Genomic DNA, 19,579 nt, shown 5'->3' on the forward strand with positions numbered 1-19,579 from the left:
ATGAATAATGCGCCAGAAGCGGACAGAAATTCCCTTTAGCCTTCGCTGGGTGTTGTTGCTCCAACCGCTTATCAGCTATGCTATGCGGATCTTTTGATTAAAACTTTTTGAGCTACAGGCGTAGCTGTTTTCACTCACAGGACCACCGGCCGCCATGCAAGAGCAATACCGTCCAGAAGACATCGAGTCACACGTTCAGCTTCACTGGCAAGAGAAGCAAACCTTTAAAGTTACCGAACAGCCTGGTAAGGAGAAATATTACTGCCTCTCCATGTTGCCTTATCCGTCAGGCCGTCTCCACATGGGGCATGTGCGCAACTACACCATCGGTGACGTGATTTCCCGTTATCAGCGCATGCTCGGTAAAAACGTCCTGCAGCCTATCGGCTGGGATGCGTTTGGCCTGCCAGCGGAAGGGGCAGCGGTTAAGAACAACACCGCACCTGCTCCGTGGACGTATGAAAACATCGAATACATGAAGAACCAGCTTAAATTGCTGGGCTTCGGCTATGACTGGGATCGTGAAGTTGCGACCTGTAAACCTGATTATTATCGCTGGGAACAATGGTTCTTCACCAAGCTTTACGAAAAGGGCCTGGTTTATAAGAAGACCTCCGCAGTGAACTGGTGCCCGCATGATCTGACCGTTCTGGCGAACGAGCAGGTTATCGACGGCTGCTGCTGGCGTTGCGATACCAAAGTAGAACGTAAAGAAATTCCTCAGTGGTTCATCAAAATCACGGCTTACGCCGATCAGTTGCTCAATGATCTGGACACGCTGGAAAGCTGGCCGGAGCAGGTGAAAACCATGCAACGCAACTGGATTGGCCGTTCGGAAGGCGTGGAAATCACGTTTGACGTGGCTGACAGCGATGAAAAAGTAACGGTTTACACCACCCGCCCTGATACGTTTATGGGCGCGACCTATGTTGCCGTCGCTGCCGGTCATCCGCTGGCCCAGTTGGGTGCACAGAAAAACCCTGCCCTGAACGATTTTATCGACGAATGCCGTAACACCAAAGTTGCCGAAGCAGAAATGGCGACGATGGAAAAGAAAGGCATGGCAACCGGTCTGTTTGCCATTCACCCGCTGTCCGGTGAAAAGCTGCCAATCTGGGTCGCTAACTTCGTTCTCATGGAATATGGCACTGGCGCGGTGATGGCCGTTCCTGGCCATGACCAGCGTGACTGGGAATTCGCCACCAAATATAACCTGCAGATTAAACCGGTTATTCTGAACGTTGATGGCAGCCACCCTGATATCACCGCAGAAGCGATGACAGAGAAAGGGACGCTGTTCAATTCAGGCGAATTTGATGGTCTGAATCACGAAGACGGTTTCAACGCCATTGCCGACAAACTGGTTGCTCAGGGCGTGGGTCAGCGCAAAGTAAACTACCGTCTGCGCGACTGGGGAGTTTCCCGTCAGCGCTACTGGGGCGCGCCAATCCCGATGATCACGCTGGAAGACGGTACTGTTATTCCTACACCAGAAGATCAACTGCCGGTTGTGTTGCCGGAAGATGTCGTCATGGACGGTATCACCAGCCCGATTAAAGCGGATCCTGAGTGGGCAAAAACGACGGTGAACGGCATGCCGGGCCTGCGAGAAACAGATACCTTTGACACCTTTATGGAGTCTTCCTGGTATTACGCGCGTTACACCTGCCCGCAATACGACGAAGGGATGCTGGATCCTGCGGCCGCCAACTACTGGCTGCCAGTGGATCAGTATGTCGGTGGCATCGAACACGCCATTATGCACCTGATGTATTTCCGCTTCTTCCATAAACTGATGCGTGACGCAGGTTTGGTGGATTCTGATGAACCGGCCAAACGTCTGTTATGTCAGGGTATGGTTCTGGCTGATGCCTTCTACCACACCGGCAGTAACGGCGAACGTATCTGGGTCTCTCCTGCCGATACTACAGTTGAACGTGACGAAAAAGGTCGCATCACCAAAGCGACCGATTCACAAGGCCGTGAGCTGGTTTACGCCGGCATGAGCAAGATGTCCAAGTCTAAAAACAACGGCATCGACCCGCAGGTGATGGTTGATAAATACGGTGCAGATACCGTGCGTCTGTTTATGATGTTCGCCTCTCCGGCAGAAATGACGCTGGAATGGCAGGAATCCGGTGTCGAAGGGGCAAACCGCTTCCTGAAACGTGTCTGGAAACTGGCCTTCGAACATACAGAAAAAGGCCCGGTTGCCGCCCTGGATATTGCTTCCCTGAATGAAGCACAGAAAGATCTGCGTCGTGATTTGCATAAAACCATCGCTAAAGTGACCGATGATATTGGCCGGCGTCAGACCTTTAACACCGCTATTGCGGCGGTGATGGAACTGATGAACAAGCTGGGTCGTGCACCGCAGGATACCGAACAAGATCGGGCACTGCTGCAGGAGTCCTTGCTGGCGGTTGTCCGTATGCTTTATCCCTTCACCCCGCATGTCTGCTTCAGCCTCTGGCAGTCGCTGAAAGGCGAAGGTGACGTGGATACCGCACCATGGCCACAAGCTGATGAGCAGGCAATGGTTGAAGACTCCAGGCTGGTCGTGGTGCAGGTGAACGGTAAAGTGCGTGCTAAAATCACCGTAGCCGCTGATGCTACCGAGCAACAAGTGCGCGATCGTGCGGCAGAAGAACATTTGGTCGCAAAATATCTGGATGGGGTTACCGTTCGCAAAGTAATCTACGTCCCGGGCAAACTGCTTAACCTGGTTGTAGGTTGAGTCAAGGAGGATCTGTGCGACATCCCATAATGACACTGCTGCTCACCGCAGCAGTGCTGGTTACAGCAGGTTGTGGATTCCATTTGCGTGGAAAAACCAATGTGCCTGACGAACTGAAAACAATCGTTTTGGACAGCGGAGATCCGTATGGGCCGTTGGCCCGTAATATCAGGACTCAGTTGCGTCTGAGCAATGTGACCATTGTTGATGATCCGACCAAAGAACAGCGTAAGAATATCCCGTCGCTGCGCATTGGTGCTGAGTCAGTGGGTCAGACTACCGCATCGATCTTCCAGGACGGTAAAACCGCTGAATATCAGATGGAAATGACGATTAATGCAACGGTACTGATGCCTGGTAAGGATTTGTATCCTCTCCATGTCAAAGTGTTCCGCTCCTTCTTTGACAACCCGTTAACGGCGCTGGCGAAAGATAACGAGCAGGACATCATTACAGAGGAAATGCGCCAGCAGGCCGCACAGCAACTGATCCGTAAGTTGCTGACCGTCCATGCTTCAGAATTGCACAAAGCAGACGATGTCGGCGGACGTCAGGTAGAAGTCATTTCTACCGGTTCATCAGCGGCCACGTCGTCTGATGCTTCTGCGGCATCTTCTACGGCACCGGCCACACCTTCCGCACAATGATCCGAGTTTATCCGGAACAACTTGCTGCGCAGCTCCGTGAGGGGCTGCGTGCTTGTTATGTGTTATGTGGAAATGACCCTTTGCTTTTGCAGGAAAGCCAGGACAGCATCCGTCAGGCGGCCCAGCAGGCGGGTTTTGAAGAACACTACACTTACCTTCTTGATGCCCATACCGAATGGGAGTCCATTTTTAGCATCTGTCAGGCACTGAGCCTGTTTGCCAGCCGCCAGACCCTGATGCTTATTCTGCCCGAAAATGGCCCGACGGCGCCGATAGCAGAACAATTACTCAAACTGACTACCCTGCTCCACGACGATATCCTTCTGCTGTTTCGCGGTACAAAACTGACCAAGGCACAGGAAAACGGCGCCTGGTTTAAAGCGTTAAGTGACAAAGGTGTTTTCGTCAGTTGTCAGACGCCTGAGCAGGCACAACTTCCCCGCTGGGTAACCCGTCGCGCCAAAGAACTTTCGCTTGAACTTGATGAACCGGCTAATCAGCTTTTGTGCTATTGCTACGAAGGAAATTTGCTGGCACTTGCGCAGTCGCTGGAGCGCCTTTCCCTGCTCTATCCGGATGGCAAACTCACGTTACCACGCGTCGAAGAGGCCGTTAACGATGCAGCACATTTCACGCCCTATCATTGGCTGGATGCATTGCTGGCCGGGAAAAGTAAGCGTGCCTGGCATATCTTGCGCCAGTTGCAACACGAAGACAGCGAGCCGGTTATTTTACTGCGAACCGTGCAGCGCGAACTGCTGATGTTACTCAATCTGAAACGTAAAATGGACACCATCCCGATCAGGACCCTGTTTGATCAGCAAAAAGTCTGGCAAAACCGTCGGCCGCTGGTCACCCAGGCACTGCAGCGTCTGTCTCTTGCCCAGCTGGCTCAGGCTGTGCGCTTACTGACCCAGATAGAAATCACGCTGAAACAGGATTATGGTCAGTCAGTCTGGGCCGAGCTTGAAAGCCTGTCTATGCTACTCTGTGGGAAACCCTTACCTACCGGCTTTAATGAGTTGGGTTCGTATTGAAGCAGGACATCAGTATGCCGCACCGCACTGCACATTCTTTTACAACCACTGAAAAGCTTCTGGCTTTTTTCGGCGGCACATTTGACCCGATCCATTATGGACATCTGAAACCCGTTTCGGCACTGGCAGCGCAGGCCGGGTTTGATCAGGTGATCCTGCTGCCCAATAACGTCCCCCCGCACCGGCCGCAACCCGAGGCAACCCCGCAGCAACGCCTGCAAATGGCGAAGCTGGCGGTGGCGGATAATGCGCTGTTTTCAGTCGATCCCCGTGAGCTGGCTGTGGATACGCCCTCGTACACGATTGAGACACTTGCAACGTTACGTAAAGAACATGGCGATAAATGCCCGCTGGCGTTTATCATTGGTCAGGATTCGTTACTGATGCTTCATAAGTGGCACCGGTGGGAATCGTTACTGGATTTCTGTCATATCGTGGTCATGGCACGCCCGGGTTATCAGGAACAACTTGATACACCAGAACTGCAGAAATGGTATGACACCCATCGGGTGAATAATGCCGATGCACTTAAGCAAAAACCGGCCGGATTCATTTATCAGGCCAATACTCCATTGCTGGATATTTCAGCGACTGAAATCCGTGAGCGCCGCCATGCGGGTCTTGAGTGCTCAGATTTATTGCCTTCCGCCGTTGAGCGCTACATAGAATCACAGGGCTTATACCGCGAGTAGCTAACGCGTGCTATACTGCGCCGCTTAATTTCGGCTCTCGATAACGCTGCGTGATCAACCAGTACAATGTATTGATTGTTAAACGTTTTAAGCTGTTTTCCAGATAACCGCTATGTTTATCCTTCATGAGATTTTTCATTGCTTCGGTGTTACACCGGCGAACATCTCGTGAGGTCAATTGTTTCAAACATCCCCAGGGGGAACCTTTGCAAGGTAAAGCGCTCCAAGATTTTGTTGTCGATAAAGTCGATGACCTGAAAGCACAAGACATCATCGCCATTGATGTTAAAGGTAAATCCAGTATTACTGACTGCATGATTATCTGCACCGGCACGTCAAGCCGCCATGTCATGTCCATCGCAGGGCATCTGGTTGAAGAAATTAAAGCCGCCGGTCTTGATGCCATGGGTGTGAAAGGTATCAATGAAGCTGACTGGGTAGTTGTCGATCTGGGTGAAGTGATTGTGCATGTTATGCAGGAAGAAAGCCGTCAGCTGTATGAGCTTGAGAAACTCTGGGGCTGATGCGTGAAGCTGCAACTTGTCGCCGTCGGCACTAAAATGCCTGACTGGGTGCAAACCGGTTTTAACGATTATCTGCACCGTTTTCCTAAAGACATGCCGTTTGAACTGACTGAGGTTCCGGCCGGGAAGCGTGGGAAGAACGCAGACATCAAGCGCATTCTTGAAAAAGAAGGTGAACAGATGCTGGCCGCCGTCGGTAAAGGGAATCGTATCGTGACGCTGGATATTCCAGGCACACCATGGGAAACCCCGCAACTGGCGCAACAACTGGAACGCTGGAAGCAGGACGGACGCAATGTCAGCCTGTTAATCGGCGGCCCGGAAGGGCTGGCGCCTGCCTGTAAAGCTGCAGCGGAACAGAGCTGGTCGCTCTCTCCGTTGACCCTCCCTCACCCGCTGGTTCGGGTTCTGGTTGCGGAAAGCCTTTACCGGGCCTGGAGTATTACCACTAATCATCCATACCACCGCGAATAACGGGTGGTGAATGTCAGCAACATGAATTAAGTAGTGGGATGAAAATAGATCGTAACCCTTTTCGCGACTATACGGCTGAATCAGCCCTCTTTGTGCGCCGTGCACTGGTGGCGTTTATCGGCATTCTGCTACTTAGCGGCGTTTTAGCTTTTAATCTTTATAATCTGCAAATTGTCCGTTTCCAGGATTACCAAACCCGCTCTAACGATAACCGTATCAAACTGGTGCCCATCGCGCCCAGCCGCGGGATTATCTATGACCGCAACGGCACGCCACTGGCGCTGAACCGCACAATTTATCAGCTCGAACTGGTGCCGGAAAAAGTGGACGATTTGCAGGCCACGCTTGAAGGCCTCAAACCGATAGTTGACCTCACGCAGGAAGATATCGATAACTTCAAAAAAGAGCGTCAGCGTTCGCGACGCTTTACGTCTATTGCGGTGAAAACGGCACTGACTGAAGTCCAGGTTGCACGTTTCTCGGTAAACCAGTTCCACTTCCCTGGCGTTGAGGTCAAGGGCTATCAGCGGCGCTATTATCCTTACGGCTCCGCGCTGACGCACGTTATCGGCTATGTATCGAAAATCAATGACCGTGACGTTGAGCGCCTCGATAAAGACGGCATTCTGGCCAACTATGCTGCCACGCACGACATCGGTAAGCTCGGTATTGAGCGCTATTATGAAGATACACTTCACGGTAAAACCGGCTATGAAGAAGTTGAAGTGAACAACCGTGGCCGTGTTATCCGCCAGCTTCACGAAGAACCGCCGCAGGCGGGCAAAGATATTTACCTGACAATCGACTTACCGTTACAGCAATACATTGAAGTGCTTCTGACCGGCAGCCGCGCCGCAGTCGTGGTGACTGATCCCCGTGATGGCGCTATCCGCGCACTGGTCTCTAACCCGAGTTATGACCCGAACCTGTTTGTGGATGGCATCTCCAGCAAAGATTACAACACACTGCTTAACGACCCGAATAAGCCTTTGATCAACCGGACGACTCAGGGCGTTTATCCGCCAGCGTCTACTGTGAAACCGTATATTTCAGTTTCTGCGCTGACAACCGGCGTTATCAATAAAAATACGTCCCTGTTTGATCCGGGCTGGTGGCAATTGCCGGGCTCAGACAAGCGTTACCGCGACTGGAAACACTGGGGACATGGTCGCCTGAATGTGACTAAAGCCCTTGAAGAATCGGCTGACACCTTCTTCTATCAGGTTGCTTATGATATGGGGATTGACCGCCTTTCCGAGTGGATGGGGAAATTTGGTTACGGCCAGTACAGCGGTATCGATTTATCAGAAGAACGTAGCGGGAATATGCCAAACCGCGACTGGAAGTTTAAACGCTTCAAAAAACCCTGGTATCAGGGCGATACCATACCGGTCGGCATTGGTCAGGGCTACTGGACTGCCACGCCTGTCCAAATCATGAAAGCCATGACCACACTGATTAATGACGGCAATGTCAAAACGCCGCATTTGCTGCTGAGTACTAAAGTTGACGGCCAGCAGGTGCCATACAAACAGCAGGAAACCACTCAGATTGGCGATATCCATTCCGGCTATTGGGAAATCGCTAAAGACGGTATGTATGGCGTTGCAAACCGGCCGAACGGGACTGCCCGCAAGTATTTTGCTGACGCGCCTTATAAAGCCGCTGCAAAATCCGGGACAGCACAAGTTTACGGTTTGAAAGCCAATGAAATCTATAATGCGCATAAAATCGCTGAGCATCTGCGTGACCACAAGCTGATGACCTCTTTTGCACCGTATGACAAACCGACCGTGGCGGTTGCCGTGGTTCTGGAGAACGGGGGCGCGGGGCCGGCTGTAGGAACAATTTCACGCCAGATACTCGACCATATTTTACTGGGCGACAACACGACACAATTACCGGCCGACGCGCCAGCGCCGCCGGGAACCGAAGGTGATTAACCGTCAATGACTGAGAACCAACAAAAAAGATCATTGTGGTCGAAAATGCATATCGACCTGACGATGCTGTTGATCGTGCTCGCGCTGCTGACCTACAGTGCGTTCGTGATGTGGAGCGCCAGCGGTCAGGATATGGGCATGATGGAGCGTAAAATTGGCCAGATCCTCATGGGTCTGGTGATTATGCTGGTCATGGCGCAAATCCCGCCGCGCGTTTATGAAAGCTGGGCACCTTATCTTTACATCTTCTGCGTCTTTTTGTTGGTGCTGGTTGATGCTTTCGGCAGTATCAGTAAAGGTGCGCAGCGCTGGCTGGATCTGGGGATCATAAAATTCCAGCCATCAGAACTGGCGAAAATTGCCGTGCCTTTGATGGTGGCGCGCTTTATCAACCGCGACGTATGCCCGCCTTCACTCAAAAATACCGCAATTGCTCTGGCATTAATCTTTATCCCTACCCTGCTGGTCGCAGCACAGCCCGATCTGGGCACCTCAATTTTGATTGCCGCATCCGGATTATTCGTACTGTTCCTTTCGGGCATGAGCTGGAAACTGATTGCCGTCGCCGCCCTTCTGGTTGCCGCGTTTATCCCGATTCTGTGGTTCTTCCTGATGCACGACTATCAGCGCGACCGCGTCATGATGCTGCTTGATCCTGAAAGCGATCCGCTGGGCGCGGGCTATCATATTATTCAGTCTAAAATTGCCATCGGCTCTGGCGGTCTTTCCGGCAAAGGTTGGTTACACGGTACGCAGTCTCAGCTTGAATTCCTGCCCGAGCGACATACCGACTTTATCTTTGCTGTACTCGCCGAAGAACTTGGGCTGATTGGCGTTCTGGTGCTGCTCGGGCTGTATTTATGTCTCATTATGCGTGGTCTGGTGATTGCCGCCCATGCACAGACCACTTTTGGCCGTGTAATGTCCGGCGGACTGATGCTGATTCTGTTCGTTTATGTGTTTGTTAACATTGGTATGGTCAGTGGTATTGTCCCGGTAGTTGGGGTACCTTTGCCTCTGGTCAGCTATGGCGGGTCGGCACTCATCGTGCTAATGGCAGGGTTTGGTATCGTTATGTCGATACATACTCATCGAAAAATGTTGTCGAAAAATTTATAGAGGTGAGCAATGCGTAAGCAGTGGCTTGGAGCTGTCATTATCGGTTTGCTGTTAAGTGGTTGCGCCACTGACGAAACACAGCAACAACAACCGGCACCGCAGCAAGCCTACAATGGCCCGGTGGTAGAAATCGGCGGGGCAGATCCGCGTTACGAACCTTATAATCCGGGCACCCTGCAGGATTATACCGTTAACGGTAAAACCTATAAGATCATTAAAGACCCGTCTAACTTCTCGCAGGTCGGGCAAGCCGCCTGGTACGGGCAGGAGAACGGGGGCAATACCACGGCGATCGGGGAAGAATTCGACCCGACAGCCATGACCGCAGCGCACCCGACACTGCCGATCCCAAGCTATGTGCGCGTCACCAACATGGCGACCGGCCGAATGCTGGTGGTGCGTGTTAACGACCGCGGCCCTTACGTTCCCGGCAAAATCATTGACTTATCTCAGGCTGCGGCAGACCGTTTGAATCTGACCAACAGCACGAAAGTCCGTATTGATTTCATCAACGTTGCACCAGATGGCACACTCTCCGGCCCGGGTACGATTGGGACGACCGTCGCCAAACAATCTTATGCCCTGCCATCACGTCCGAATTTAGGGGCCAGCAGTATGGGCACGCCTACGCTGAGCGCTCAGCCGGTCGATACGTCAGATGTGCGTCCAATCAGTAACAGCACGCTCAGCAACCCAAATGCCGCACCGCTGACCAATGACGAAGACAACGCAGGCAATACCGTTGCTGCCACCGGCACCACCACCACGTCCGGCAACAGCGGCGGCGGTTTTCTGAGTGCACCGACACCATTACGTCAGGGTGTTTTAGAAGGCAGCGCACCGGTTGCCGCACCGGTGGCTGTCGCTACTGCCGCGCCGGTGGTTGCTGCTTCTGCGGCACCCGCGCATACCACGGCAATTCCTGCCTCAGGCTTTATGGTGCAGGTTGGCGCACTGAGTAACCCGCAAAATGCGCAGTTATGGCAAAAAAGCCTCAGTCAGCGTTTCTCGGTACCAGGCAAGGTGCAGGCTAATGGCAGCACCTATCGTGTGCAACTCGGGCCTTTCAGTACCCGCCAGCAGGCCGAAAAATTGAAACAGCGCCTGGCCAGCGAAGCTCAGCAGCAATCTTTTGTCACCGCCGGTATGTAATTCTCCAGTGCGGGGCTTCGGCCCCGTTCTTATACGTCCCCTTTCGTATAAGTAAAAGTCAGTAAGCGTCGGTAATCGAAGATGTCTGACTTATGACTCTTCTGCTATAGTGGCGCACGTTTATCACTTACTCCCACGGATGTTGTTGTCCCGATCATGAAACTTGTAAATACTTCACGTTTAGTCAAAAGCCTCGCATTGGGCACCGTAATCACTTTGAGTGCAGCGTCCGCCTATGCCGACGATGTCAATTTAAAAACAATGATCCCTGGCGTTCCGCAGATTGATGCTGAAGCCTATATCCTGATCGACTACAACTCCGGCAAAGTTCTGGCAGAAATGAATGCCGATGCGCGCCGCGATCCTGCCAGCCTGACAAAAATGATGACCAGTTATGTTATCGGTCAGTCCATCAAAGCCGGCAAAATCTCTCCGACCGACATCGTTACCGTCGGTCCGGACGCCTGGGCCACTGGCAATCCGGTCTTCAAAGGCTCTTCCCTGATGTTCCTCAAACCGGGTGATCGGGTACCGGTTTCTGAGCTCAACCGCGGGATCATTCTGCAGTCAGGTAATGATGCGTGTGTCGCCATGGCCGACCATGTCGCCGGGAGTCAGGATGCTTTCGTTGCCATCATGAACAACTATGTGAGCTCACTGGGACTGAAAAATACCCACTTCGGTACTGTTCATGGTCTTGATGCCGCGGGTCAGTACAGCTCAGCCCGCGATATGGCGCTGATTGGTCAGGCGCTGATCCGTGATGTGCCGGAAGAGTACGCCACGTACAAAGAGAAAGAATTCACCTTCAACAATATCCGCCAGATGAACCGTAACGGTTTGTTGTGGGATAACAGCCTGAATGTTGACGGCATTAAAACCGGTCATACCGATTCAGCAGGTTATAACCTGGTGGCTTCTGCGACAGAAGGCCAGATGCGTCTGATCTCCGCCGTGATGGGGGGGCACACGTATAAAGGCCGTGAAGTAGAAAGTAAAAAGCTCCTGACCTGGGGCTTCCGTTTCTTCGAAACCGTTTCTCCGCTGAAAGCCGGTAAAGAGTTTGCGTCAGAACCTGTCTGGTTTGGCGATACTGATCGCGTCGCGCTGGGTGTTGAAAAAGATGCTTACCTGACGATCCCGCGCGGTCGCATGAAAGATCTGAAAGCCAGCTATGTGCTGAACACCCCGGAACTGCATGCACCCTTGCAGAAAAATCAGGTGGTTGGGTCAATCAACTTCCAGCTTGATGGAAAAACCATTGATGAACGCCCTCTTGTCGTCATGAATGAAGTAAAAGAAGGCGGCTTCTTCGGCCGCATCGTGGATTACATCAAACTGATGTTCCACCACTGGTTTGGCTAAGTTGTCCGCTTGAAAAAATTTGCAACAACCCCCATATAACCGGTATAGATTATAACTCCCGCTACGGCGGGAGTTATACTTTGAGAGATAAAACTTAATACGCTGTACAACACGCTGGAGTGCACATGAAAACCAAACTGAACGAACTGCTCGAATTCCCTTGTCCCTTTACCTACAAAGTAATGGGCCTGGCACAACCCGAGCTGGTAGACCAGGTTGTGGAAGTCGTGCAACGCCATGCGCCTGGCGATTACAATCCTCAGGTAAAACCGAGCAGTAAAGGGAATTACCACTCCGTTTCAATTACGATAACTGCGACTCACATCGATCAGGTCGAAACCCTGTACGATGAGCTGGGCAATATCGAAATTGTCCGCATGGTGCTGTAAGCCCTTTCTGACCGATCCGCGCGGGAGCCACACTGTCGCGCGTTTTTCCCCCTCTTGATTGACGATAACTGCCGTGCAACCACAAAATCCGCAAGAACGTATCGTACTGCGCCAGCTTGGCCTTCAGCCCTATGAGCCGGTTTCTCTGGCCATGCACCATTTTACGGAACACCGCAACGCCGACTCGCTTGATGAGATCTGGCTGGTTCAGCATCCCCGTGTATTTACGCAGGGGCAGGCTGGCAAAGCCGAACATGTCCTGATGCCCGGTGATATTCCGGTTATCCAGAGCGACCGTGGCGGCCAGGTGACGTATCACGGTCCCGGTCAGCAGGTGATGTACGTGATGGTGGATTTGAAACGCAAAAAACTGGGTGTTCGTCAGCTGGTGACGGCGATTGAACAAACGGTAGTCGATACGCTGGCGCATTTCTCCATTGAAGCTTACCCGCGCGCGGATGCACCGGGTGTATATGTCGGGGGTAAAAAGATTTGTTCGCTGGGATTACGGATCCGCAAAGGATGTTCGTTACACGGTCTGGCATTAAATATTGATATGGATCTCGAGCCTTTCCGTCGCATCAACCCCTGTGGTTACGCCGGCCTTGAAATGACGCAGGCGAGCCTCGAGAAGCCGGGGCTGACGGTCGATCAGGTGATGCCTGTTCTGGTGAAATGTTTTAACCATCGTCTTGATTACCTGCAGGTTGATTACCTGCCCTGGCAGGTTGAACATTATGCCTCTTCAGCGCAGTGATTATTGGCCGTTGCTCCCCCGGCATTAATCTTTTCCCGCATACCTCGCGTTTCCGGGATTTATCAGGCGCGCGGGAAAATATTTACACACTATTAACACCGTCTCAGCCCTCGTAATGAATCGTTAAAATAATCAGTCTTTTCAAAAGACTAAATGCGATAAAAAGTGATTTCATCGAGGCCACTTCTTCTTTAAAGTTAAAAAATTGCACTATTTAGCACTTCCGGCCATGACGAAGGGCTGAACGAAGAGATGCTTCAATGATATAATTTCCGCATTATTTCTACTTTTTTTGATGAATCAGCCAGTTCATTGAATGTCCTGAAAAAACTCGGGTAACGAGTGACAAACCTGGAAGCTGCAAGATTATGAGTAAACCGATTCAGATGGAACGCGGTGTCAAATACCGCGATGCAGATAAGATGGCGTTAATTCCGGTGAAAACCGTGGTCAGTGACCGGCAGGAAATGTTACGTAAGCCGGCATGGATGAAAATCAAACTGCCAGCCGACTCAACGAAAATTCAGGGCATTAAATCAGCACTGCGCAAAAATGGCCTGCATTCTGTTTGTGAAGAAGCGGCCTGCCCTAACCTTTCCGAGTGCTTCAACCACGGTACCGCAACATTCATGATCCTCGGTGCCATTTGTACCCGTCGCTGCCCGTTCTGTGATGTGGCACATGGTCGCCCGACAGCTCCGGATACTAACGAACCGGAAAAACTGGCGCAGACCATTTCTGATATGGGTCTGCGTTATGTAGTCATCACCTCCGTTGACCGTGATGATCTGCGCGACGGCGGGGCTCAGCACTTTGCAGATTGTATTACGGCTATCCGCGCGAAAAACCCAACCATCAAAATCGAAACTCTGGTGCCGGATTTCCGTGGCCGTATGGATCGTGCGCTGGAAATCCTTAATGCAAGCCCGCCTGATGTGTTTAACCACAATCTGGAAAATGTGCCGCGTGTTTACCGTCAGGTTCGTCCGGGCGCAAACTACGAGTGGTCACTGACGCTGCTGCAACGTTTTAAAGAAGCACATCCTGAAATACCCACTAAATCAGGACTGATGGTCGGCCTGGGCGAAACGAACGAAGAAATCATCGAAGTGATGCGCGACCTGCGTCGTCATGGCGTGACGATGCTGACACTCGGCCAGTATTTACAGCCAAGCCGTCATCATCTGCCGGTGCAGCGTTATGTCAGCCCTGAAGAGTTTGATCAGATGAAAGAAGCGGCGATGGAAATGGGCTTCACCCATGCGGCATGCGGTCCGTTCGTGCGTTCTTCTTACCACGCCGATCTGCAAGCGAAAGGATTAGAAGTTAAGTAACATCTCGTAACTTCTTTGTCTGACAAAAACAAAAAGGTTGTTCGCAAGAACAACCTTTTTCGTTTGGCTAAAGGGCCGGGAACTGTCGCTCTGAAGACTCAGTCTTTATGCTCAACACGTTCAGCAGGCTTCTCTTCTGCGGTTTTTTCAGCAGAAGCGGGAGCAGGATCATCATTCATGGCTTTCTTGAAGCCACGCAGTGCCGCGCCCAGGTCGCCGCCCAGAGAACGGAGTTTGCTGGTACCGAACAACAAAACGATCAGCACGCCGACCACCAACAATTTAGTAATACTTAGACCTTCCATACATACCTTCTTAACACTGAGTGCTGGAAAACAGCAATAGCTATATGCCGTTATTAACGGCCATTCGCGACGTTAATACAACCCGAAAATGTAACAGAACGGATCCAGAACTGTGCGCATAGTGACCAGAGTGAGCTATTATGAGCGTGAACAGTACGCTCATAAAGTATTTCTGTTTTTATTTACCGGGCAACCCTCTCCCCCGGCATGTTTGTTTTCGACCCGATGATCCCTCCGGCTTACCACCTGCAATGAAAATCCATGCGGAAAACGCTTCATACCATCCGGCTTAGCGGTATTCATCATTGCGGACTGCATTGCGTAAAACGGACGAAACCGGGTGGAAATTGCAGAATAACGGTCTGCACTCCCGGCTTCAGCCCGTCTTACCGGTCAGATAAAGCGGCTCAGGAACGCCTGTGTCCGCTGATGTTTCGGACTGACCAGGACATCTTCCGCGGCCCCCTGCTCAACGACAACCCCGCGATCCATAAACACTACGCGGTCTGCTGCCTCTTTCGCAAAGCCAATCTCATGCGTCACCACTATCATCGTCAGCCCCTGCATGGCCAGATCCCGCATAGTGGCCAGAACTTCGCCGACCAGTTCAGGGTCGAGCGCTGACGTCGGTTCATCGAACAGCATCAGTTTAGGTTTCACCGCCAGCGCACGGGCTATAGCCACACGCTGTTGCTGACCGCCGGAAAGATGGCGCGGATAAGCATTGGCTTTATCGCTCAGGCCGACTTTTTGCAGCAACTCATGCGCATATTTCTCCGCTTCATGGCGGCTTTCTTTATGCACACCCACCGGTGCTTCAATGATATTTTGCAACACAGTCATGTGCGGATAAAGATTGAATTGCTGGAATACCATGCCGATATCCCGGCGCTGCCGCGCAATTGCCCGTTCAGGCAATTTATGCAGACGGTCCCCGCGCAGTTCATAACCTATTTGCTCACCGCCTACCATAATGGAACCGCGATCGATATCTTCCAGATGATTTATACAGCGCAGAAAGGTGGATTTACCCGAGCCCGACGGCCCGAGGATCACCACCACTTCGCCGGGTTTCACATCAAGATCGATTCCCTTCAGCACTTCGTTATCACCATAACTTTTATGCACGTTACGGGCGATCACCAGTGATGCTTGTCCGGACGACTGTGTGTCAGCGTGTAATTGACTCATAAATCCTCCTTCCGGACCATGTCCGGTGTACTGATGATCGGCGCGGTTTTTTCTTCCGCATTGCTTTGACGACGTTTGACGTTAGGCAATGTCCGGCGTGTGCCGCGGGAATAATAGCGTTCAATTGCAGACTGCCCAAGATTGAGCAATGACGTGATAAACAGATACCAAATCACTGCCACCATCAGCATAGGTACCACTTCAAAGGTACGGTTGTAGACAGTTTGCACGGAATACAGCAAATCCCCCATGGCAATAACGCTGACCAGCGATGTCGCTTTAATCATACTGATGAGCTGGTTACCGGTCGGCGGAATAATCGACCGCATGGCCTGAGGAATAATGATCCGGCGCAGCGCACGGCCACGACTCATGCCAAATGCCTGTGCGGTTTCCGCCTGACCGTTATCGACTGACAGCAAACCTGCCCGAATGATTTCTGCCATATAAGCCGCCTCATTCAGCGCCAGACCGGCAATGGCAGCTGTCAGCGGGGTGATCAGATCATTCGTATTCCAGCTCAGATATTGCGGACCAAACGGGATCCCCAACACCACACGCGGGAACAATGTCGACATGTTGTACCAGAACAATAACTGCACCAGCAGCGGCGTACCGCGGAAGAACCAGATATACAGCCCCGCTAATTTCCTGAGCAATATGCTGTCAGACAGACGGGCAATGGCCAGCATCAGGCCGATGAACACTCCGAGCAGCATCGACACCACAGTAAGGCCGAGCGTGACGCCCAGGCCTTTGATCACCGAACCTTCCGTGAACCATTGCGCCACCACGTGCCATTCGAAGTTCTGGTTGTGCGAAACCGCCCAGATCACGTCAGCGGCAATCAGCAGCACCACTATCCAGGCCACCCAGCGGCCGTAATGACGCGGGGCGTGGGAAAACTCAACGTTGCGTCGCGGATCCTGCGTATAGTCGTCCCTGACTGCCGGTGTTGAACTATACGTTTTATCAGTCATTTAGGCTGCGCCTTTGCCAGGTTAATACCCGGTGCCGGGATCATATTGCCTTCCAGGCCCCATTTTTTTATGATGATGGCATACGTGCCGTTGTCGAACAGTTTCTGATAACCGGCGAGGATCGCGTCACGAACCGGTGAATCTTTGGCAACGACCGTCCCCTGGAAGATATCGCCAAAGCCATTTGATTTGCCGGTACCGGTCAGTTCAAGCTGGCCGTTGGCTTTTTCAACAAAATAGGTCAGCGGTGCCTGAGAAGAGAAGAATGCGTCGGAACGGTTAGAACGAACCGCCAGAATCGACGTTGGTTGATCGGCAAATGACTGTACTGTCACCGCCGGTTTACCGTCTTTAACGCACGCGTCAGACTGCTTACGGATCACCTGTTCAGCAGAACCGCCCGCCATCACGGCAATGCGTTTACCGCAGGTATCATCGAGGGAACTGATGTTTTCCGGGTTACCTTTGCGCACACCGAAAACAACGTATTCTTTGACGAAATCAATGAAATCATTTTTTGCCTGACGATCAGGATAATCGCCAATCGGGCCGATACCCATCTGGTAGCGCCCTGCGGCCATGCCACTGAGGATGCCGGATAAACCGCTCACGGAAGCATGCTCTATTTTTACACCCATCACTTGTGCCAGCGCGTGCGCCAGATCCGCACTTGCACCATCCAGGCCATTGGCACCGGTCACAATCTCATACGGAGGGAATGAGCCATTGTTCACAGAGGTCATCACGCCTGACTTCTGAATATCCGCAGGTAATTTTGCATGGATCGCCGGATCCATCGTCTGAGCCGGGATTGTCACATTTTCAGCAGCAAAGGCATTTATCGAAGATACGGAAAGTAATGCAGCAGTCAGTACAGCAGCCTGACGGAGTTGTTTTGCCATCATTCTTTTATTTCCTCTGTGTTAAAAGTCGGTCTGTGAGTTTATGAATGTTGTGTATTTTAGAGTGGTTACCTTCCGTGGCAGCTTTCCGGGTGTTTCTATTTATGGTGACTGATATAAGAAATAAACGCGTTCCCTGGTGAAGGCGCGGTACTGCATGAAATCTGAGGCAGCCGTTGAGGACCGGCCACACAGCGTTAGTCGTTACGCAGTTGCGGTAAACCAAAACGGCGGTTTGCCAGCACTGGTAATACTTTTCGGGCATGAGCCAGACGATCTTTATCCAGTTCAGCAAATACCAGTGCCGGGGCTTCGGCGGCGCGGGCAATCGCCACACCCAGCGGATCGACGACCATGCTGTTGCCAACATTGCGCTCGCCGCATTCACCCACCGCCACCATATAGGTGGTATTTTCCAGTGCGCGTGCCGTGACCAGTATTTCCCAATGCATTTCTTTCAGCGGGCCTTTCACCCATGCGGCGGGCAGCACCAGTACGTCGGCTCCATCAAGCACCAGGCGACGTGCCAGCTCCGGAAAACGCACGTCATAGCAGGTCATCAGGCCGACCGTAAACCCGGCGACATTCACCAGCGGCGGCACTTCGTCGCCTGCGGTGACGTTTTTAGATTCCTGAGAAGAGAACGCATCATAAAGATGCAGCTTTCTGTATTCAGAAATAATTTCGCCATTCCGGAGGGAAATCAGCACATTATAAGCACGGCCATCCGGTGCGGGCGTATGGACACTCATCATGGTGGTCATCTGATTACCCCTGCTGGCCGCCAGCATCTGGCTGACAAACGGACCATCAAGAGGTTGTGCCGCTTTTAAAACCAAATCCGGATCGGTAATATCACGCGCCAGAATACCCTCCGGCAGCACCAGCAAATCCACCCCCGCTTCCACAGATTTCGCCATCAGCGAAAGGCAGGTTTCGACATTCGCTTCCCATTCACGGGAAACGGCAAACTGACCTAATGCAACTTTCATTTTTGACTCCCCTGTCGCTCATGGGTCAAAGCGATCGGTTAAGTGTTACTGAGCAAAGTTCGGGAACAAATCTCGCGGCGTCAGGCGTTTAGCACTCAGCCCCTGTGCATATAATTCCTGCGCAAAATCATCAATCATCTTTTCATTGGCAGCGTAACCGTTTGCATTCCAGTCCGCAGGTAAATCGGCCACGGTGCGGCGTAAATCATCCAGCAGCCATGGCGTGGTATCGGCGTATTTTGCGCGCTTATCCATCCAGATTTCATAAGAACGGTCAATGATGTCGCTCAGTGCCTGCGGCAACCACGGATGCTCTTCGGCCAGCGCAGGTTTGACCGCCAGCAGGTGGATACCGGGGATATACCCGACGCGGTTGAAATAGGCCAGTTCAGCGGCACGGAAATCCGGCTGGAACTGACGGAAACCGGAATCAGGCTTGAAAAAGCCCTCAGGCATAAACGGTGTAAATACCGCATCCAGCCAGCCTTCCTGTAATAACGCCATCAGAGGACGCTCTTGCGGAACGGCTTCAATGCGTCCTTCGCGGCCAAAACCGGCCAGACGGTCGACAATCGGGTGCGCTTCGGTCAGACGGCCGACATACCAGTTCGCATCTTCAATGCCCACACCTTCCCGTGCCAGCAATGTACGGGTCCAGGTATTGCCGGAATCCTGCCAGCCGGTCAGGCCAATACGTTTACCGGCCAGTTGCGAAAGTTCGGTCAACGGGCTGTCTTCGCGGGTGATGATGCAGCGCTGGCGGAATCCACGCATCAGGAAATGCGGTATCGCCAGCAAATCAGATTCGCCCCGCGCACGCCCTTGTGCATAACGACTGAAAGACACTTCACCCGCATCGTATTTGTCGCTGCTGCCCAGGTTATCAACCAGCGTCCCCACGCGGTCTATCTCAAGATTAAACCCTTCCGGTTTAAGATCGCCTAATGCCAGCGGCGTAAAATAATCCCAGTCACGAACTGCCAGCCTGATGGTAATCGTCACATCTTTCCCCTTAAGTGTCAGCATGGTTGATATGCAG

Annotated in this window: 19 protein-coding genes; 13 read left to right on the forward strand and 6 right to left on the reverse strand. The window is 52.2% G+C overall.

Annotated features, from left to right (window positions below; all coding sequences use genetic code 11):
• Nucleotides 1–154 precede the first annotated feature (154 nt).
• The 13 genes from leuS (at nucleotide 155) to lipA (ending at nucleotide 14,170) form a co-directional block, all read left to right on the forward strand.
• Nucleotides 155–2,737 carry a leucine--tRNA ligase gene (gene leuS / locus ETV65_RS06470; protein ID WP_129952052.1) on the forward strand — a complete coding sequence of 861 codons (2,583 nt, stop codon included), beginning with the start codon at nucleotides 155–157 and terminating at the stop codon, nucleotides 2,735–2,737.
• Nucleotides 2,738–2,751: 14 nt separating this feature from the next.
• Nucleotides 2,752–3,384 carry an LPS assembly lipoprotein LptE gene (gene lptE, locus ETV65_RS06475; protein ID WP_129952053.1) on the forward strand — a complete coding sequence of 211 codons (633 nt, stop codon included), beginning with the start codon at nucleotides 2,752–2,754 and terminating at the stop codon, nucleotides 3,382–3,384.
• Nucleotides 3,381–4,421 (forward strand): DNA polymerase III subunit delta, encoded by a 1,041-nt coding sequence (gene holA / locus ETV65_RS06480; protein WP_129952054.1) that lies wholly within the window; start codon nucleotides 3,381–3,383, stop codon nucleotides 4,419–4,421. Before lptE ends, holA begins: the two co-directional genes overlap by 4 nt.
• Before the next feature lie 14 nt (nucleotides 4,422–4,435).
• Complete coding sequence (nadD, locus tag ETV65_RS06485; protein WP_129952055.1) at nucleotides 4,436–5,113, forward strand: nicotinate-nucleotide adenylyltransferase; 678 nt, start codon at nucleotides 4,436–4,438, stop codon at nucleotides 5,111–5,113.
• A gap of 206 nt (nucleotides 5,114–5,319) precedes the next feature.
• A complete protein-coding gene (rsfS, locus tag ETV65_RS06490) occupies nucleotides 5,320–5,637 on the forward strand; it encodes a ribosome silencing factor (protein WP_129952056.1) in 318 nt (105 codons plus the stop codon).
• A 3-nt stretch (nucleotides 5,638–5,640) separates the two neighbouring features.
• Nucleotides 5,641–6,111: a 23S rRNA (pseudouridine(1915)-N(3))-methyltransferase RlmH gene (gene rlmH / locus ETV65_RS06495; RefSeq protein WP_013576495.1), complete on the forward strand. Its 471-nt coding sequence runs from the start codon at nucleotides 5,641–5,643 to the stop codon at nucleotides 6,109–6,111.
• Between the two features lie 38 nt (nucleotides 6,112–6,149).
• Nucleotides 6,150–8,054, forward strand: a complete 1,905-nt coding sequence (gene mrdA / locus ETV65_RS06500; RefSeq protein ID WP_129952057.1) for a peptidoglycan DD-transpeptidase MrdA — start codon at nucleotides 6,150–6,152, stop codon at nucleotides 8,052–8,054.
• Between the two features lie 6 nt (nucleotides 8,055–8,060).
• Nucleotides 8,061–9,173, forward strand: coding sequence for a peptidoglycan glycosyltransferase MrdB (mrdB, locus tag ETV65_RS06505; protein ID WP_129952058.1), 1,113 nt, complete (start codon nucleotides 8,061–8,063; stop codon nucleotides 9,171–9,173).
• 9 nt (nucleotides 9,174–9,182) lie between these two features.
• Nucleotides 9,183–10,325: an endolytic peptidoglycan transglycosylase RlpA gene (gene rlpA / locus ETV65_RS06510; protein WP_129952059.1), complete on the forward strand. Its 1,143-nt coding sequence runs from the start codon at nucleotides 9,183–9,185 to the stop codon at nucleotides 10,323–10,325.
• A 156-nt stretch (nucleotides 10,326–10,481) separates the two neighbouring features.
• Nucleotides 10,482–11,690, forward strand: coding sequence for a D-alanyl-D-alanine carboxypeptidase DacA (gene dacA, locus ETV65_RS06515; protein ID WP_129952060.1), 1,209 nt, complete (start codon nucleotides 10,482–10,484; stop codon nucleotides 11,688–11,690).
• A gap of 125 nt (nucleotides 11,691–11,815) precedes the next feature.
• Complete coding sequence (gene ybeD, locus ETV65_RS06520) at nucleotides 11,816–12,079, forward strand: DUF493 family protein YbeD (protein ID WP_013576500.1); 264 nt, start codon at nucleotides 11,816–11,818, stop codon at nucleotides 12,077–12,079.
• Between the two features lie 73 nt (nucleotides 12,080–12,152).
• Complete coding sequence (lipB, locus tag ETV65_RS06525) at nucleotides 12,153–12,836, forward strand: lipoyl(octanoyl) transferase LipB (protein WP_129952061.1); 684 nt, start codon at nucleotides 12,153–12,155, stop codon at nucleotides 12,834–12,836.
• A gap of 368 nt (nucleotides 12,837–13,204) precedes the next feature.
• Complete coding sequence (lipA, locus tag ETV65_RS06530) at nucleotides 13,205–14,170, forward strand: lipoyl synthase (protein WP_013576503.1); 966 nt, start codon at nucleotides 13,205–13,207, stop codon at nucleotides 14,168–14,170.
• Between the two features lie 98 nt (nucleotides 14,171–14,268).
• Here the strand turns inward: lipA and tatE are convergent, their stop codons facing one another.
• From tatE to ETV65_RS06560, 6 genes are all read right to left on the reverse strand, one after another.
• Nucleotides 14,269–14,475 carry a twin-arginine translocase subunit TatE gene (gene tatE / locus ETV65_RS06535; protein ID WP_129952062.1) on the reverse strand — a complete coding sequence of 69 codons (207 nt, stop codon included), beginning with the start codon at nucleotides 14,473–14,475 and terminating at the stop codon, nucleotides 14,269–14,271.
• Between the two features lie 393 nt (nucleotides 14,476–14,868).
• Entirely contained in the window at nucleotides 14,869–15,666 is a 798-nt protein-coding gene (locus ETV65_RS06540) for an amino acid ABC transporter ATP-binding protein (protein WP_129952063.1), read from the reverse strand.
• A complete protein-coding gene (locus ETV65_RS06545) occupies nucleotides 15,663–16,646 on the reverse strand; it encodes an amino acid ABC transporter permease (protein WP_129952064.1) in 984 nt (327 codons plus the stop codon). The genes ETV65_RS06540 and ETV65_RS06545 overlap by 4 nt, the downstream gene beginning before the upstream one ends.
• Nucleotides 16,643–17,551 carry an ABC transporter substrate-binding protein gene (locus tag ETV65_RS06550; protein WP_129952065.1) on the reverse strand — a complete coding sequence of 303 codons (909 nt, stop codon included), beginning with the start codon at nucleotides 17,549–17,551 and terminating at the stop codon, nucleotides 16,643–16,645. The genes ETV65_RS06545 and ETV65_RS06550 overlap by 4 nt, the downstream gene beginning before the upstream one ends.
• A gap of 194 nt (nucleotides 17,552–17,745) precedes the next feature.
• Entirely contained in the window at nucleotides 17,746–18,540 is a 795-nt protein-coding gene (locus tag ETV65_RS06555; protein ID WP_129952066.1) for a deaminated glutathione amidase, read from the reverse strand.
• Between the two features lie 45 nt (nucleotides 18,541–18,585).
• Nucleotides 18,586–19,542, reverse strand: a complete 957-nt coding sequence (locus ETV65_RS06560) for a nitrate ABC transporter substrate-binding protein (RefSeq protein WP_129952067.1) — start codon at nucleotides 19,540–19,542, stop codon at nucleotides 18,586–18,588.
• Nucleotides 19,543–19,579: the final 37 nt, after the last annotated feature.

Origin of the sequence: Rahnella sp. RFA10(1/100), assembly GCF_004195115.1 — a bacterium.
GTDB lineage: Bacteria > Pseudomonadota > Gammaproteobacteria > Enterobacterales > Enterobacteriaceae > Rahnella > Rahnella perminowiae.